Annotated in this window: 14 protein-coding genes and 1 pseudogene; 9 read left to right on the top strand and 6 right to left on the bottom strand. The window is 63.2% G+C overall.

From position 1 onward, the window contains the following. The first annotated feature begins 70 nt into the window (after positions 1 to 70). The 3 genes from ABMD26_RS09095 to azu all read left to right on the top strand — a co-directional run bounded on the left by ABMD26_RS09095 (position 71) and on the right by azu (position 4002). The gene (locus ABMD26_RS09095; RefSeq protein ID WP_354309152.1) at positions 71 to 2557 is read left to right on the top strand and encodes a circularly permuted type 2 ATP-grasp protein; all 2487 of its coding nucleotides are present in this window, start codon (positions 71 to 73) and stop codon (positions 2555 to 2557) included. Next, entirely contained in the window at positions 2557 to 3447 is an 891-nt protein-coding gene (locus ABMD26_RS09090) for a transglutaminase family protein (RefSeq protein WP_354309150.1), read from the top strand. The genes ABMD26_RS09095 and ABMD26_RS09090 overlap by 1 nt, the downstream gene beginning before the upstream one ends. A 105-nt stretch (positions 3448 to 3552) precedes the next feature. Continuing rightward, entirely contained in the window at positions 3553 to 4002 is a 450-nt protein-coding gene (gene azu, locus ABMD26_RS09085; RefSeq protein ID WP_354309148.1) for an azurin, read from the top strand. Between the two features lie 109 nt (positions 4003 to 4111). Here the strand turns inward: azu and pncB are convergent, their stop codons facing one another. Continuing rightward, complete coding sequence (gene pncB / locus ABMD26_RS09080; protein WP_134722971.1) at positions 4112 to 5332, bottom strand: nicotinate phosphoribosyltransferase; 1221 nt, start codon at positions 5330 to 5332, stop codon at positions 4112 to 4114. Between the two features lie 490 nt (positions 5333 to 5822). Between pncB and ABMD26_RS09075 the strand changes: the two genes are divergently transcribed. The 6 genes and pseudogenes from ABMD26_RS09075 to ABMD26_RS09050 all read left to right on the top strand — a co-directional run bounded on the left by ABMD26_RS09075 (position 5823) and on the right by ABMD26_RS09050 (position 12397). Further along, a complete protein-coding gene (locus ABMD26_RS09075; RefSeq protein ID WP_090355919.1) occupies positions 5823 to 6956 on the top strand; it encodes a branched-chain amino acid ABC transporter substrate-binding protein in 1134 nt (377 codons plus the stop codon). A 144-nt stretch (positions 6957 to 7100) separates the two neighbouring features. Further along, positions 7101 to 8016: pseudogene (locus ABMD26_RS09070) on the top strand (ABC transporter permease subunit). Between the two features lie 2 nt (positions 8017 to 8018). After that, on the top strand, positions 8019 to 9323 hold the full coding sequence (gene livM / locus ABMD26_RS09065) for a high-affinity branched-chain amino acid ABC transporter permease LivM (RefSeq protein ID WP_049862016.1): 1305 nt from the start codon (positions 8019 to 8021) through the stop codon (positions 9321 to 9323). After that, positions 9320 to 10195, top strand: a complete 876-nt coding sequence (locus ABMD26_RS09060) for an ABC transporter ATP-binding protein (RefSeq protein ID WP_056844361.1) — start codon at positions 9320 to 9322, stop codon at positions 10193 to 10195. Before livM ends, ABMD26_RS09060 begins: the two co-directional genes overlap by 4 nt. Further along, a complete protein-coding gene (locus ABMD26_RS09055) occupies positions 10192 to 10908 on the top strand; it encodes an ABC transporter ATP-binding protein (RefSeq protein WP_049862014.1) in 717 nt (238 codons plus the stop codon). The genes ABMD26_RS09060 and ABMD26_RS09055 overlap by 4 nt, the downstream gene beginning before the upstream one ends. A 721-nt stretch (positions 10909 to 11629) precedes the next feature. Continuing rightward, on the top strand, positions 11630 to 12397 hold the full coding sequence (locus ABMD26_RS09050; RefSeq protein WP_049862013.1) for an SDR family oxidoreductase: 768 nt from the start codon (positions 11630 to 11632) through the stop codon (positions 12395 to 12397). Positions 12398 to 12408: 11 nt separating this feature from the next. Here ABMD26_RS09050 and ABMD26_RS09045 read toward each other — a convergent pair whose 3' ends face one another. The 5 genes from ABMD26_RS09045 to ureE all read right to left on the bottom strand — a co-directional run bounded on the left by ABMD26_RS09045 (position 12409) and on the right by ureE (position 16020). Continuing rightward, positions 12409 to 13497: an AGE family epimerase/isomerase gene (locus tag ABMD26_RS09045; protein WP_354309144.1), complete on the bottom strand. Its 1089-nt coding sequence runs from the start codon at positions 13495 to 13497 to the stop codon at positions 12409 to 12411. Positions 13498 to 13594: 97 nt separating this feature from the next. Further along, complete coding sequence (locus ABMD26_RS09040) at positions 13595 to 14167, bottom strand: HupE/UreJ family protein (protein ID WP_354309142.1); 573 nt, start codon at positions 14165 to 14167, stop codon at positions 13595 to 13597. Between the two features lie 56 nt (positions 14168 to 14223). Next, the gene (gene ureG / locus ABMD26_RS09035; protein WP_049862010.1) at positions 14224 to 14838 is read right to left on the bottom strand and encodes an urease accessory protein UreG; all 615 of its coding nucleotides are present in this window, start codon (positions 14836 to 14838) and stop codon (positions 14224 to 14226) included. A 10-nt stretch (positions 14839 to 14848) separates the two neighbouring features. Next, positions 14849 to 15523 carry an urease accessory protein UreF gene (locus ABMD26_RS09030; protein ID WP_056844359.1) on the bottom strand — a complete coding sequence of 225 codons (675 nt, stop codon included), beginning with the start codon at positions 15521 to 15523 and terminating at the stop codon, positions 14849 to 14851. Next, complete coding sequence (gene ureE, locus ABMD26_RS09025; RefSeq protein ID WP_049862008.1) at positions 15520 to 16020, bottom strand: urease accessory protein UreE; 501 nt, start codon at positions 16018 to 16020, stop codon at positions 15520 to 15522. The genes ABMD26_RS09030 and ureE overlap by 4 nt, the downstream gene beginning before the upstream one ends. Positions 16021 to 16125: the final 105 nt, after the last annotated feature.

The following is a 16125-nucleotide window of genomic DNA, read 5'->3' as shown; positions in this document are numbered from 1 at the left end:
CCTGGACGGTATCCGTGCACCGTTCAGGCTGCGATAATCGCCTCTCTCAACGCTGCTTCCGAGCTTCGCCATGTCTGACCTGCTTGACCGATACTCGCTGTCCGGCGGGTCCTATCATGAAATGCTCGAAGCCGATGGCGGCGTGCGGCCGCACTGGCGGCGCATGTTCGAGCAGTTGCAACGCAGCGCCCCCGGCCAGTTGTCGCAGCGCCAGGCCTCGTTGACGCGGCAGATCCAGGAAAACGGCGTCACCTACAACGTCTATGCCGACCCCAAGGGGGCCGATCGGCCGTGGGAGCTGGACCTGCTGCCGCACATCATTCCTGCCCACGAATGGCGTCAGGTGGCCGCCGGCATCGCCCAGCGCGCACGCCTGCTCAATGCCGTGCTGGCCGACGTCTACGGGCCGCAGACGCTCATCGCCGAAGGCCTGTTGCCCGCCGAGCTGATCTTCGGGCACAACAATTACCTGTGGCCGTGCCAGGGCATACAGCCCCCGCAGGGTACATTCCTGCACCTGTATGCCGCCGACCTGGCGCGCACGCCCGATGGACGCTGGTGGGTCACGGCCGACCGCACCCAGGCGCCTTCCGGCGCCGGCTATGCGCTGGAAAACCGCATGAGCCTGGCGCGGACGTTTCCCGAGCTGTATCGCGACCTCAAGGTCGAGCACATGGCCGGTTTCTTCCGGACCGTGCAGGACACCATGAGCCGCCTGGCACCCAGCGGCCACGAAGCACCCCTGGTGGTGCTGCTGACACCGGGGCGTTTCAACGAGAGCTACTTCGAGCATCTGTACCTGGCGCGACAGCTGGGCTATCCGCTGGTCGAGGGCAGTGACCTGACCGTGCGCGAAGCCACGGTGTACCTGAAGACCTTGAGCGGACTGCGGCGGGTGCACGCGATCATGCGGCGGCTGGACGACGATTTCTGCGATCCACTGGAATTGCGCACCGACTCGGCCCTGGGCGTGCCCGGTCTGCTGGATGCGGTACGCCAGGGCAATGTGATGGTAGCCAATGCCTTGGGCAGCGGTGTGCTCGAATCGCCCGGATTGCTGGGCTTTCTGCCCAGGATCTGTGAACGCCTGTTCGGTGAACGCTTGATCCTGCCTTCGATCGCCACCTGGTGGTGCGGCGAGCCGCCAGTGCTGGCACAGGCCCTCGAGCGACTCGACGAGTTGGTGATCAAGCCAGCGTTTCCCTCGCAGAATTTCGGCCCGGTGTTCGGCCGCGATCTGAACGAGGCGCAGCGCCAGGCGTTGACCGAGCGCATTCAGGCACGGCCCTATGCCTACGTCGCTCAGGAAATGGCGCAGCTGTCCCAGGCGCCGGTCTGGCATTGCCAGGGTAACGACCTGCAACCGCGGGCGATTGGCATGCGCGTGTTCGCCGTCGCCGCCGACGACGGCTACCGGGTGTTGCCGGGTGGCCTGACCCGCGTGGCGACGGACGCCGACGCCGACGTGGTGTCGATGCAGCATGGCGGTGCCAGCAAGGACACCTGGGTGCTGGGCGAGCACGCCCCGGTCGGCGAGCAGTGGCGCGCGCAGCGGACCATTGGTGCTCACGACCTGGTACGCATGGATCCCTATCTGCCGTCGCGGGTGGTGGAAAACCTGTTCTGGTTCGGCCGTTACTGCGAACGCTGCGACGGCAATGCGCGGCTGCTGCGGATCATTCTCGGTCGCTACCTGGATGGCGACGATCCCCAGGCATTGCAGGCGGCGGTCGATCTGGCCGAGAAGCTCAACCTGCTGCCCGAAGAGGGCGAGCTGCGCGAGCGCCTGCTGATGGCGCTGCGCGGTGAAGACTGGGCGTTCAGCCTGCGCGCCAACCTGCAGCGACTGCAGTGGGCGGCGTTTCAGGTGCGCGGCAAGCTGTCGCGAGAAAACTGGCAGGCGCTGGGCGAGTTGCAGCGCGAGTCCCTGGCCCTGGACGCCGACGTGGCGGACCTGGGCGAGCTGCTCGATTTCCTCAACCGCCTGGTGATGAACCTGGCCGCGCTGTCCGGCTTCGCCCTGGATGACATGACCCGGGACGAAGGCTGGCGGTTTCTGATGATCGGACGGCGCATCGAACGCCTGCAGTTCCTCAGCAATGGGCTGTCCGCGTTCATCGCCAGCGATGCGGTAGACGATCAGGCGGGTCTGGACTGGCTGCTCGAACTGGGCAACAGCAGCATCACCTATCGCTCGCGCTACCTGGCCGTGCCGCAGTTGATCCCGGTGCTCGATCTGCTCCTGCTCGACGCCCAGAACCCCCATGCCGTGCTGTTCCAGCTCAAGCTGGTGGCGCGTGCCGTACGCCGCCTGAGCGTTGAATTCGACATGCCGGTGGATCGCGCCCTGGAGCCGCTCATCGAGCGCGTGACCCGCTTCGATCTGGGCACTCTGGAAAACGCACTGTTCGGTGAGGCCAGCGTGCGCGCCGTGCTCGATGGCCTGCGCGGTTTGCTGGAGGACATCGCCAGCGTCAGCATTCAGGTGTCGGACCGTCTGGCGTTGCGTCATTTCGTCCATGTCGACGATGTCAGCCAGCAAACGGTGTCGGTGTGATGAGCGCGCACTACCAGATCGTCCACGACACGCGTTACTGCTACGACAGTCCGGTTTCGCTGGCCAAGCAGCTGGCGCACCTGTGGCCCAGGCCCTGTGCCTGGCAGCGGTGTCACGAGCAGGCGCTGCTGATCAGTCCCGAGCCGACCCGACGCACCGACGAACTCGACGTGTTCGGCAATCCGCTGACGCGTTTGGCCTTCGAACGTCCCCATGACGAGCTCAAGGTCGGTGCCCGGCTGCATGTCGAGGTGCTGCCGCGCACGCCGCTGGAGTTCGCACGCTCGCCGGCCTGGGAGCTCACCCGCGATGCCCTGTGCTACAGCGGTCGGCCTGTGTTGACTGACGTGCTGCAAGCCTGTCGCTACCGCTTCGAATCTCCCTATGTGCGCCTGAAGAAAAGCTTCGTGGCGTTTTCCGCGAGCTGCTTTCCGCCCGGCCGGCCGATGCTGGAGGGCGCGCAGGCGTTGATGCAGAAGATCTTCGGCGAGTTCACCTTCGATGCCACGGCCACCCAGGTGGCAACCCCGCTGGTCGAGGTCCTGGAAAACCGCCGTGGCGTGTGTCAGGACTTCGCACACCTGATGCTGGCTTGCCTGCGCTCACGCGGCCTGGCGGCGCGCTACGTCAGCGGTTACCTGCTGACCCAGCCGCCGCCAGGGCAGCCGCGGATGATCGGTGCAGATGCCTCGCACGCCTGGGTGTCGGTGTTCTGTCCGGTGCTGGGTTGGGTCGACTTCGACCCGACCAACAATGTCCAGCCGGGCCTGGAACACATCACCCTGGCCTGGGGCCGTGATTTCAGCGATGTGTCGCCGCTGCGCGGGGTGATTCTGGGCGGCGGCGGGCACGATCCCGAGGTCCGTGTGACCGTCCTGCCAATGGCGTGAGCCGAATCTTTACAGCGAATGTCTGAGTGCTGGCAGATAGCTGCAGTGTACGGTCAATCATGAAATGATGGCCGCCGTAGCCTTTCCCCCTGCCTGGAGACTCACATGTTCGCAAAAGCTGTAGCGGTATCGGTGCTCGCGTTGGCCAGCGGTCAGTTGCTGGCGGCCGAGTGTTCGACCACCGTCGATTCGACCGACCAGATGACCTTCGGCACCAAGGCCATCGAGATCAGCAAGAGCTGCAAGACCTTCACCGTCAACCTGACCCACTCCGGCAGCTTGCCCAAGGAGGTCATGGGGCATAACTGGGTGTTGAGCAAGGAAGAGGATGCACGCGGCATCGCCATGGACGGCATGAGTGCCGGTATCGACAACAGCTACCTGAAGAAAGGCGACGATCGCGTGATCGCGTACACCAAGGTCATCGGTGCCGGAGAGAAGGATTCGGTGTCGTTCGACGTGTCGAAACTGTTGGCCGAGCAGAAGTATCTGTTCTTCTGCTCGTTCCCAGGTCATCTGGCCATGATGAAGGGGGCGGTGACCCTGGTCGATTGAGGCCAGGCCTGACGCCTGCGCAATCCCTGTAGCAGCGGCGCGAGCCGCGTCGACGGTATCTGAATCAGCGTGATCTACCGCGTCGTCCTTGACGCGGCTCGCGCCGCTGCTACAGGGGGGCGGTTCCTGTTGCGTCAGGCACCTTGAACACGTGGCGCAGGTAGGCGACGAAATTGGGATCGCGGCATTGGGTCTTGGCGGCTTCGTCGGAAATCTTCGCCACCGGCTGGCCGTTGCAGTCGGTCATCTTCAGCACGATGTTCATCGGCTCCACGCCCGGTATGTCGCAGGTCAGGTTGGTGCCGATGCCGAAGCTCACATTGATGCGTCCGCGCAAGGCACGGAAAATCTCCAGCGACTTGGGCAGGTTCAGCCCATCGGAAAACACCAGGGTCTTGGTCATCGGGTCGATGCCCAGCTTGCGGTAGTGGGCAATGGCTTTTTCCGCCCACACCACCGGGTCGCCCGAATCGTGACGCAGGCCATCGAAGAGCTTGGCGAAGTACAGGTCGAAATCCCCGAGAAACGCGTCCATGGTGATGCAGTCGGTGAGGGCGATGCCCAACAGGCCACGGTATTCACGGACCCAGCAATCGAGTGCGGCGATCTGACTGTCGATCAGCCGCGGACCCAGCTGCTGATGGGCCATGATCCACTCATGGGCCATGGTCCCCAGCGGCTTGAGGTCCAGCTGGCGGGCCAGGTGCATGTTACTGGTGCCGACGAAACGCCCCGGAAACTCGTGCTTGAGCACCGTGACCACTTCCTCCTGCACCTTGTAGGAGAAACGCCGACGGGTGCCGAAGTCGGCCACCTGCAACTCCGCCAATTCTTCGCTGCTGGCATTGGCCTGCAGCCATTCGAACTTGCGGTAGAGCTTTTCCCGCGGCTGGCTGAGCAGCACATCGGGATAGCGAATGCGGTTGCGCACCTCGCTGACCGTTGCCAGCAACGGCACTTCGAACAGGATCACATGCAGCCACGGCCCGCGCAGGCGGATGAACAGCTGATCGTTCTCGATGCCGATGTTCAGGTAGCGCAGATTGAAGCGGAACAGGCCCAGGAAGCGCAGAAAGTCCGGCTTCATGAAATTGATGCCTTCCAGAAAGCTCAACTGATCCGGGCCCAGGCTCAATTCGGACAGCTGTTCGAGCTGTTCGCGAATGTCATTCAGGTAGGGCCGCAGGTCTTCCCCGTTGCGACAACGAAACTCCCACTCGACATCGACGTTGGGATAGTTGTGGAGCACAGCCTGCATCATGCTCAACTTGTACAGATCGGTGTCGAGCAGGTTTTGCACGATGCGATCGGCGAATACGCTCTCGCTCATCAGGGTCTCCAGAACCGCGTGCCTCATTTGGAACAGCGGTGGCGCACAGTAAGGGCACATTCTGCCAGCTTTTTCGAACGCAGGTGGACGCGACCGCACCATCGCCCGGCGCGGTCCCCTGCCAAGGGCTCGCCAATGACATGGGTGCGGCGGCGGGAACAGCGCACTCGGGGAGTATCCAGTGGTGCGCGATGTAGCGGTTATGCACCGACAGTGTGCACTTAGGTTACGTCCGCTGTTACAGCATGGTTGCCCACTTGCGCAATACACGGTTGCAATGATGGCTCACTCGGGTTGTACCGCTCTCGATTATCGGTATCACCAGCCCCGTGCCAGACGGTTGCACGACCTGTAGAAAATGGTCCGGGCGTCTAGGTGTCTCGCTGAAGATGAAAACTGTGCAACTTGGGTAAATGCGCTGGCACGGCGCTTGCTCGGAGCTTGGCGCTGAAGTTGTAGTGCCAACCAAAAAAATTCAGGAGCACCACTCATGTCGCAGACGTTCTACAGGAAAGGTTTTCTGGCTCTCGCAGTGGCAACTGCGCTGGGCGCTTCGTCGATTGTTCAAGCCGACGTCAAGATCGGTGTAGCAGGGCCAATGACCGGTGCCAACGCATCGTTCGGCGAGCAGTACATGAAGGGTGCACAAGCGGCAGCGGACGCCATCAACAAGGCCGGTGGCGTAAACGGGGAGAAAATCGTGCTGGTGGCCGGCGATGATGCCTGCGAGCCCAAGCAGGCGGTGGCGGTGGCCAACAAGCTGGAACAGGATGGTGTGATCGGCGTTGTCGGTCACTTCTGCTCGTCTTCCACCATTCCAGCGTCGGAAATCTACGCCGATGGCGGTATCGTCATGATCACCCCCGGTTCGACCAACCCGCAGGTAACCGAGCGCGGCCTGGACACCATCCTGCGCATGTGCGGTCGCGACGACCAGCAGGGCGTGGTTGCCGGCAACTACATCGTCGACGTACTCAAGGGCAAGAAGGTCGCGGTCATCAACGACAAGGACACCTACGGTAAAGGCCTGGCCGATGCGACGGCCAAGCAGTTGACCGCACGGGGTGTCAAACCGGTGCTGGAAGAAGGCCTGACCCGCGGCGAGAAGGACTTCAGCGCCCTGGTCACCAAGATCCGCTCCACCGGCGCCGACGTGGTGTATTTCGGCGGCCTGCATCCCGAAGCCGGTCCTCTGGTTCGGCAGATGCGCGAGCAAGGCCTCAAGGACGTTAAGTTCATGTCCGATGACGGCATCGTCACCGACGAACTGGTCACCACCGCCGGCGGCGCGCAATACGTCGACGGTGTGTACATGACCTTCGGCGCCGATCCGCGCGCGTTGCCCGACAGCAAGGCCGTGGTCGACGAATTCCGCAAGTCCGGCTACGAGCCTGAAGGCTACACCCTGTACGCCTACGCCTCGCTGCAGACACTGGCCGCAGGCTTCAACGGCGCCAAATCGAACAAGGGTGAAGACGCGGCCAAGTGGCTCAAGGCCAACCCGGTCAAGACCGTCATGGGCGAAAAGGCCTGGGACACCAAGGGCGACCTGAAAGTGTCCGACTACGTGGTCTACCAGTGGAACGCCGAAGGCAAGTACAAGCAGCTGGAACAGCAGAAGTAGGACGTTTGCGCTGGCGTACGCCAGCCGGGGCCGCCCCTGCGGTGGCCCCCGTTTCCCTCCATACCGCCTGACGGGTGGCGGGCGCCTTCAGGGCTGCCCGCACCCTGCGCGGTGCGCGGTTCCAGACGTTCGTGAGAGTGCATGATGGACGGTATCTTCCTGCAACAAATGATCAACGGACTGACCCTCGGGTCGGTGTACGGCTTGATCGCCATTGGCTACACCATGGTCTACGGCATCATCGGCATGATCAACTTCGCCCACGGCGACGTGTACATGATCAGCGCCTACCTGGCGGCCATCGGCCTGGCCGTGCTGTCGTTCTTCGGCCTCGAATCCTTTCCGTTCCTGATTCTCGGTACGCTGGTGTTCACCATCGTGGTGACCGGCGTGTACGGTTTCGTGATCGAGCGCGTGGCCTACAAGCCGCTGCGCAACTCGACCCGGCTGGCGCCGCTGATCAGTGCCATCGGTATATCGCTGATCCTGCAGAACTATGCGCAGATCAGCCAGGGTGCTCGTCAGCAAGGCGTACCGACGCTGCTCGAAGGCGCCTGGCGCTTCGAAGTGGGCACCGGTTTCGTACAGATCACCTACACCAAGATCTTCATCCTCATCGCTGCCTTCGTGGGCATGGGCGTGCTGACCTACATCATCAAGTTCACCAAGCTGGGGCGCATGTGCCGCGCGACCCAGCAGGACCGCAAGATGGCCTCCATCCTGGGCATCAACACCGACCGGGTGATCTCCTACGTGTTCATCATCGGCGCCGCCATGGCGGCCCTGGCCGGGGTGTTGATCACCATGAACTACGGCACGTTCGACTTCTATGCCGGCTTCATCATCGGCATCAAGGCGTTCACTGCAGCGGTACTGGGCGGCATCGGCTCGTTGCCCGGTGCGATGCTCGGTGGCCTGATCCTGGGGGTTGCCGAATCGCAGTTCTCCGGTTTGATCAACTCCGACTACAAGGATGTGTTCAGTTTCGGCCTGCTGGTGCTGATCCTGATCTTCCGTCCCCAAGGCCTGCTGGGTTCGCCCACTCGTGGCGAAGGTATAAGTATGTCCGCACCTACTGCCAAACCTGTCGATATCAAGAAAAGCCTGGTCGACATGGTCATTGCCGGCTTGCTGGCGCTGATCGTGTTCGGCCCCATCGTCGGCATCGTGCTCGACGGCTACAGCTTCAACCTGCAACCGGCCCGCGTGGCGTGGCTGGTGGCGGCGGTGATGGCCGGGCGCTTCCTGCTCAGCCTGTTCCTGCAGACACCCCGGGGGCTGGCCATCTCCCAGAGCTTCGAGAGTTCGGGCTCCGGTGTGCACGTGCTGCCGCCGGACTACAAGTCGCGGCTGCGCTTCATCATTCCGGCGCTGATCGTGATTGCCATCGTGTTCCCGATCTTCGCCAACAAGTACATCCTCACGGTGGTCATTCTCGGGCTGATCTACGTACTGCTCGGCCTGGGCCTGAACATCGTGGTCGGTCTGGCCGGTCTGCTCGACCTGGGCTACGTGGCGTTCTACGCCATTGGCGCCTACGGCCTGGCGCTGGGCTACCAGTACCTGGGGCTGGGCTTCTGGTCGGCGCTGCCGCTGGCCGCGATCGCCGCGGCGCTGGCGGGGTGCATCCTGGGGTTCCCGGTGTTGCGCATGCACGGGGACTACCTGGCCATCGTGACCCTGGGCTTCGGCGAGATCATTCGCCTGGTGCTCAACAACTGGTTGTCGTTCACCGGCGGGCCGAACGGCGTTCCCGTGCCGTCGCCCACCTTCTTCGGTCTGGAGTTCGGCCGTCGCGCCCGTGACGGCGGGGTGCCGATCCATGAGTACTTCGGTTTCGAATACAACCCCGACCTGAAATTCGTGTTCATCTATGCGGTGCTGTTCCTGGTGGTACTGGCCGTTCTGTACATCAAGCATCGACTCACGCGCATGCCGGTAGGGCGTGCCTGGGAAGCGCTGCGCGAGGACGAGATCGCCTGCCGCTCGATGGGCCTGAACCACGTGCTGGTCAAGCTCTCGGCGTTCACCATCGGTGCCTCCACCGCAGGTCTGGCCGGGGTGTTCTTCGCCAGTTATCAGGGCTTCGTCAACCCCACCTCGTTCACCTTCTTCGAGTCGGCGCTGATCCTGGCCATCGTGGTGCTCGGTGGCATGGGCTCGACCGTTGGCGTGGTGATTGCCGCCTTCGTGCTGACCGTGGCGCCGGAGCTGCTGCGCAGTTTCTCCGAGTACCGGGTATTGCTGTTTGGTGTATTGATGGTGCTGATGATGATCTGGCGGCCACGGGGTTTGATCCGTATCAGCCGTACCGGCATCAAGCCGGTGAAAGGTGCATTGATCGATGCCAAGGGGACTACGCCATGAGTAACGAAGTCATTCTGTCGGTCGAGAAGCTGATGATGCATTTCGGTGGCATCAAGGCCTTGAGCGATGTCAGCCTGCAGGTCAGGCGCAATTCGATCTTCGCCCTGATCGGCCCCAACGGTGCCGGCAAGACCACGGTGTTCAACTGCCTGACCGGGTTCTACAAAGCCACTGGCGGACGTATCGAACTCAATGCCCGCGGCCAGAAGACCAATGTCATCAAGCTGCTGGGCGAGCCGTTCCAGGCCGCGGACTTCGTCTCGCCGCGCAGCTTCGCCAGCCGCGTCTGGTACAAGATGTTCGGCGGTACCCACCTGGTGAACCGCGCAGGCCTGGCCCGTACCTTCCAGAACATTCGCCTGTTCAAGGAAATGTCGGTGATGGAAAACCTGCTGGTAGCCCAGCACATGTGGGTCAACCGCAACATGCTGGCGGGCATCCTGAATACCAAGGGCTACCGCAAGGCCGAAGAGGACGCCATCAAGACCGCGTTCTACTGGCTGGAAGTGGTGGACCTGGTGAACTGCGCCAACCGCCTGGCCGGCGAGCTTTCCTACGGCCAGCAACGACGCCTGGAGATTGCCCGGGCCATGTGCACCCGGCCCCAGGTGATCTGCCTGGACGAACCGGCGGCGGGCCTCAACCCTCAGGAAACCGAGGCGCTGAGCGGCATGATCCGCCTGCTGCGTGACGAACACGATATGACAGTGGTGCTGATCGAGCACGACATGGGCATGGTGATGAGCATTTCCGACGACATCGTGGTGCTGGACCACGGCAACGTGATCGCCAAGGGCAAACCCGAAGAGATCCGCAGCGACCCCAAGGTCATCGCGGCCTACCTGGGCGCCGAAGAGGAGGAGCTGGTATGAGTACGCCCATCCTCGAATTGAAGGAGATCGACGTTCACTACGGTCCGATCCAGGCGCTGAAGAAGGTCTCGCTGCACATCGATGAGGGTGAGACGGTGAGCCTGATCGGTTCCAACGGTGCGGGCAAGTCGACGCTGCTGATGTCCATCTTCGGCCAGCCGCGCGCCAGTGCGGGGCAGATCATCTACCGTGGTACCGACATCACCCAGAAGTCGTCCCACTACATCGCCTCCAACGGCATCGCCCAGTCGCCGGAAGGCCGCCGGGTCTTTCCCGACATGTCGGTGGAAGAGAACCTGATGATGGGTACCATCCCCATCGGCGACAAGCACTCGAGCGAAGACATGCAGCGCATGTTCGAGCTGTTTCCCCGGCTGAAGGAGCGGCGCAACCAGCGCGCCATGACCATGTCCGGTGGTGAGCAGCAGATGCTTGCCATCGCACGTGCGTTGATGAGTCGGCCCAAGCTGCTGTTGCTCGACGAGCCGTCGCTGGGATTGGCGCCGATCGTGGTCAAGCAGATCTTTTCGACCCTGCGCGAGCTGGCGCAGAGCGGGATGACCATCTTCCTTGTCGAGCAGAACGCCAACCACGCGCTCCGGCTTTCGGACCGTGCCTATGTGATGGTCAACGGCGAGATCCGTCTGACCGGAACGGGCCGTGAGCTGCTCAGCAACGACGAGGTGCGCAACGCCTACCTGGGCGGGCACTGATACCAAGCTACAGCGCCGCAGAACGCCCCGTCCGGGGCGTTTTTCGTGGGTTCGCGCAATTGTGGAAAACAAATCCGGCGCAGCGCGCGCCTGCGACATAAAACCACTGTTGGTCATCGGAATGCCACAATCCACGCTTGTCCCCAATTGCTGTGGAACCGGTTGTGGACAACTTGGTGGTATCACGCTGCAGCCCACGGGAATCGAGGCTTGCAGGCTTCTGATCAAAAAACGCACAGGGGTTTCATGGGGGTCGACAGGTGGCTTTGTCAACTGTTTTATCCACCGTGCCAACCAGAGTGACAGCAGTCCAACGTCCTGTGGATAACTCTGTGAACAAGCCTTGGAAATACCTCGAAAAGGGGCGTATTCACTGGCGTTGCGCCTTTGGTTGTATTTCCCCTGCCAACCATGGGCGAAGCAGGCATGCGCAATAGCCCTTGCCGGTCAAGCCAAAAAGTTCTAACGGCGCCTGTTCGGCCACCGGAGTGAGACAGTGCCGGCAACGACAATTGCCCCCAGTCTCTGTGGAACCGCTTGTGGATAACATGCTGGTAACCGTCCGCGAGCCTTTAACCCTGCGGGTTTGGCGCGGGTGGTCGATTATTGATCAGTTGCATACGGCCCATTGGCCGGGCATTCTGCAAAGCCCCCATTCTCGGTGGCCACGGCTTGAGCCTGACGCGCCCATGCGCCGCAGCCACACCCTCAGGAGAACCGCATGACTTCCACGGTATTCATCACTGGCGCCACGTCCGGATTCGGCGAAGCCTGCGCGCGGCGTTTCGCCGAGGCCGGCTGGTCGTTGATTCTGACCGGCCGCCGCGAAGAGCGTCTGACCGCGTTGAGCGAAGAGCTGTCGGCGAAGACGCGCGTGCTCCCGCTGGTGCTCGACGTACGTGACCGCAAGGCCATGGAGGCGGCGATTGCCGGGTTGCCCGAGGAGTTCGCCAGCATCAGTGGGCTGGTCAACAACGCAGGTCTGGCATTGGGCGCAGACCCTGCGCCCAAGTGCGACCTGGACGATTGGGACACCATGGTCGATACCAACATCAAAGGGCTGATCTACGCCACGCGGCTGCTGCTGCCGCGCCTGATTGCCCACGGCAAGGGTGCAACGATCGTCAACCTGGGCTCTGTGGCCGGCAATTACCCCTATCCCGGCAGCCACGTGTACGGCGGCACCAAAGCCTTTGTCGGGCAGTTCTCGTTGAACCTGCGCTGTGACCTGCAAGGTACCGGCGTGCGTGTTACCAACCTTGAGCCGGGCATGTGCGAAAGCGAATTCTCGCTGGTGCGCTTCGGCGGTGACCAGGCGCGCTACGATGCCACCTATGCAGGCGCCAACCCGATCCAGCCGCAGGACATCGCCGAAACCATCTACTGGATTCTGACCCAGCCGCCCCACATCAACATCAACAGCCTGGAAGTCATGCCGGTCACGCAATCGTGGGCCGGCTTTGCAGTCGAGCGTCCTGGCAAGGCCTGACCGGCCGGGGATCAGACGAACGCCTGCAGCCCCTGATAGCAGGTCAGCAGGTGGTAGGGGGTGGTCGATGGCATGTCGGTACGGCTGACCATCCCCTCGCCATCGCGGCACTCGTGCCAGCCGGCGCCGTGCAGGAAGCGCTCGCGCAACACCTGCAACTGCGCGCCGACATCGGCATCGGGCTGCAGCGTCAGGGCCCGCAGGTACTCCGCCTGCGCCCAGATGCGTTGAGTGGCGTCGAGGACCTCGCCGTCGAGCTTGAGCATCGCCATCACGACCCCATCCTGCACGCCGGTGCGTTGTGCATAACCGAAGGCGCGCTGCAGGGAGCGGTGCAGGGCGCTGCCCTGCAGCAGCGGTGAGGTCTGCACAAGAAACAGCCACTCGAACTGATGGCCCGGTTCGAACCAGTTATCCACAGCGCCGCGCGACTTCTCCAGCATGATGCCGTGTTCGGGTTCCACGAAACGCGCCTGCATGGCCTCGCACAGGGCCAGCAGCGCCGCCTGGGTAGGCTTATCGTCACGCACGGCCAGGGTTGCCAGGAAGGCTTCTGCCAGGTGCATCAAGGGGTTCTGCAAAGGGCCTGCGCCCTGATCGCTCCAGTCTTCGCCGAGCAGGGCGTCGTAGAGGCCGTCGCCTGTGGAAAACCGGGTGGCGATCACTTCCAGGGCGGCGTTGAGCACCGACTCCACCAGCGGCTCGCGCACCTTTTCCCAGTAGTGGGCACAGGCGAAGACGATGAAGGCGTGGGTGTACAGATCCTTGCGCCGATCCAGCGGTGCACCTTGCGCGTCGATGCTGTAGAACCAGCCGCCGTGCTCGGCATCGTGGAAATGCCGTTGCAGGGAGCGGAACAGGGTGGCGGCATGTTCGCGGGCACCGGGCTGGTCGATCAGACTGGAAAACACATACAGCTGACGAGCGCACGCCATGGCGCGATAGCGCTGCGCCGGCAACGGCTGGCCAGTGGCGTTCACCGCTTCGAACGGCAGGCCCAGTTCGGTGTTGAAGCCGGCGCCTTGCCACAATGGCAGGACGGTGTCACGAAAGTGCGCTTGAGTGGCCGCCAGGGCGGCGTGCAGCGATGGGTCAGGCATTGGCGGGATCATCGGAGGCGTTTTGCGCGACATGGTAGCAGGTGTCGGTCACGGCTCCTAAAGCAAGGCCCCCCCAGGCAGGGGGGGCGTGCCGCAATCAGCCGGCCAGCAACCATGCGCCGGTCAATGCCGAGAGGGCACCGGCCACGCGTACCAGCGGCGCCGCGGCCTTGGGCAGGAAGCGCACGACGGCATAACCGGCCGCGTGCAGTGCAGCGGTGGCGGCGACGAAGCCGGCCGCATAGGCGACGGGGCTGGACATGTCCGGCAGCTCCAGGCCGTGGGCCACGCCGTGAAACAGGGCGAACAGCGCGGTGGCGACCACGGCCAGGATCAGCGGTGGCCTCACCGCCAGCGCTACGGCCAGACCCAGCGCCAGCACCGACGCGGCAATGCCGCTTTCCAGCGCGGGCAGTTCCAGGCCGGCAAAGCCCAGCAGGCCACCGATGAGCATGGTGCCGACGAAGGTGCACGGCAACGCCCAGCGCGCTGCACCCTGTTGCTGCGCCGCCCAAAGGCCTACGGCGAGCATGGCCAGCAAATGATCGAGGCCGCCCAGGGGGTGGCCGATACCGGCCAGCAGGCCGTTGTCGCCATGATCCGGATGGGCGAAGGCGACAGCTGGAGTCAGCAGCAGGGCTGCACAGGTGAAGAGCGTCTTGAAGGTCATGTGAGTGTTTTCCTTATCGTCGTGTTCACTGCAATGAAAGCAAGGGTGGCAAAGGCTCAGGCGGCGTCGAGCAAGCCCTGGCGCTCGATGAAGGCAATGATCTGCTCCAGGCCCTGGCCGGTCTTCTGATTGCTGAAGACGAACGGCTTTTCGCCGCGCATGCGTCGGGTGTCGCCGTCCATCATCTCCAGGGATGCACCCACCAGCGGTGCCAGGTCGATCTTGTTGATCACCAGCAGGTCGGACTTGCAGATACCGGGGCCGCCCTTGCGCGGCAGCTTGTCGCCGGCGGACACATCGATCACGTAGATGGTCAGGTCCGAAAGCTCCGGGCTGAAGGTGGCGGACAGGTTGTCGCCACCCGATTCCACGAGAATCAGGTCCAGGCCCGGAAAACGCCGATTGAGCTGGTCCACGGCTTCCAGATTGATGGAAGCGTCTTCGCGGATGGCGGTGTGCGGGCAACCACCGGTTTCCACGCCGATGATGCGCTCGGGGGCGAGCGCCTGGTTGCGTACCAGGAAATCGGCGTCTTCACGGGTATAGATGTCGTTGGTGACTACCGCCAGGTTGTAGCGCTCGCGCAGGGCCAGGCACAGGGCCAGGGTCAGCGCGGTCTTGCCGGAGCCTACCGGGCCTCCGATACCGACACGCAGGGGTTGGGTATTCATGGTGATTCTCCTAGGAACGGAACAGGCGGCTGTACTGGCGTTCGTGGGCCATGCTCGCCAGGGACAGGCCGAAGGCGGCACTGCCGTAGTGTTGAGGATCCAATTCGGTGGCATTGCGCTGGGCCAACTGCAAAGTCGGTAGCAATTGGGTGGTGAGGCGCTGGGCGGCCTGCTGGCCCAGGGGCAGGGTCTTCATGAGCACCGCCAGTTGGTTCTCCAGCCAGCTCCACAGCCAGGCGGCCAGCGCGTCCTGCGCCGGGATGTTCCAAGCGCGCGCAGCCAGCGCCCAGCCCAGTGCCAGATGAGGTTCTTCGATCTGAGCCAGGTAGCGGCGGGCTGGGATATCCAGTTCGGCAAGGCCGAGCAGGAGTTGCTTGAGCGAATAGCCCATCTGCCGACTTTCCAGCTGCAGCTCGCGGGTCTCCCGGCTCGCGCGGTGTTCGGCGCTCAGTTCCAGCAGTTGCCCCCAGTCGTCCTGCGCTGCGGCCATGCAATGGGCGAGCAGCAGGGGCGCTTCGAAGCGCGCCAAGTTGAGCAGCAGTTGGTCGGCGATCCAGTGATGGGCGCTCTGTGCATCGTTGACCGTGCCGTTTTCCACGGCCATTTCCAGGCCCTGCGAATAGCTGTAGCCACCGATCGGCAACTGTGGGCTGGCCAGGCGCAGCAAGGCCCAGGCGTTGTTCACGTGCGCACGCCGAACTGATGCAGTTTGGGCGCGTAGTTGAAGCCTTCTTCGCCGTGTCGCGAATGATGGTGACCACCGCCGTAGGCACCGTGCTCGGGTTGAAAAGGGGCGAGCAGGGTCTGGGTCTGTGCGCCGAGCTGTTCGAGCATGGCCTTGAGCACGTAGTCGTCGAGCAGGCGCAGCCAGCCGTCACCGACTTGCAGGGCGACGTGGCGATTGCCCAGGTGATAGGCCGCGCGGGTCAGTTCGAAGGCGCTTGCGCAGGTGACGTGCAGCAGTTCCTCGGGACGGGCGCACACGCGCACCACTCGACCGTCTTCGGCCTGCAGGCATTCGCCGTCGTGCAAGGGAGGCTGGCCGCGTTCGAGAAACAGTCCGACATCTTCACCCTCGGCACTGAAACAGCGCAAGCGACTTTTGCTGCGGGCCTCGAAGTTCAGGTGCAGCTCGGCAGCCCATTGGTCCGCAGGTGCGATTCGGCGGTGAATAACCAGCATTGGTGGCGTCCTTCTGAAGGCAGTGGCCAATGCAGAGCAAGTGTCTTGCCAACCTTTGGATCACCACCAGCGCTTGGCTGTTGCCAGAAAAGAGGGCGGTTTTGC

This window comes from Pseudomonas sp. PvP001 (genome assembly GCF_040546375.1).
Classification (GTDB): domain Bacteria; phylum Pseudomonadota; class Gammaproteobacteria; order Pseudomonadales; family Pseudomonadaceae; genus Aquipseudomonas; species Aquipseudomonas coleopterorum.
The sequence above is the reverse complement of the archived record's forward strand: the minus strand, read 5'-3'. Positions and strand labels throughout refer to the sequence as shown.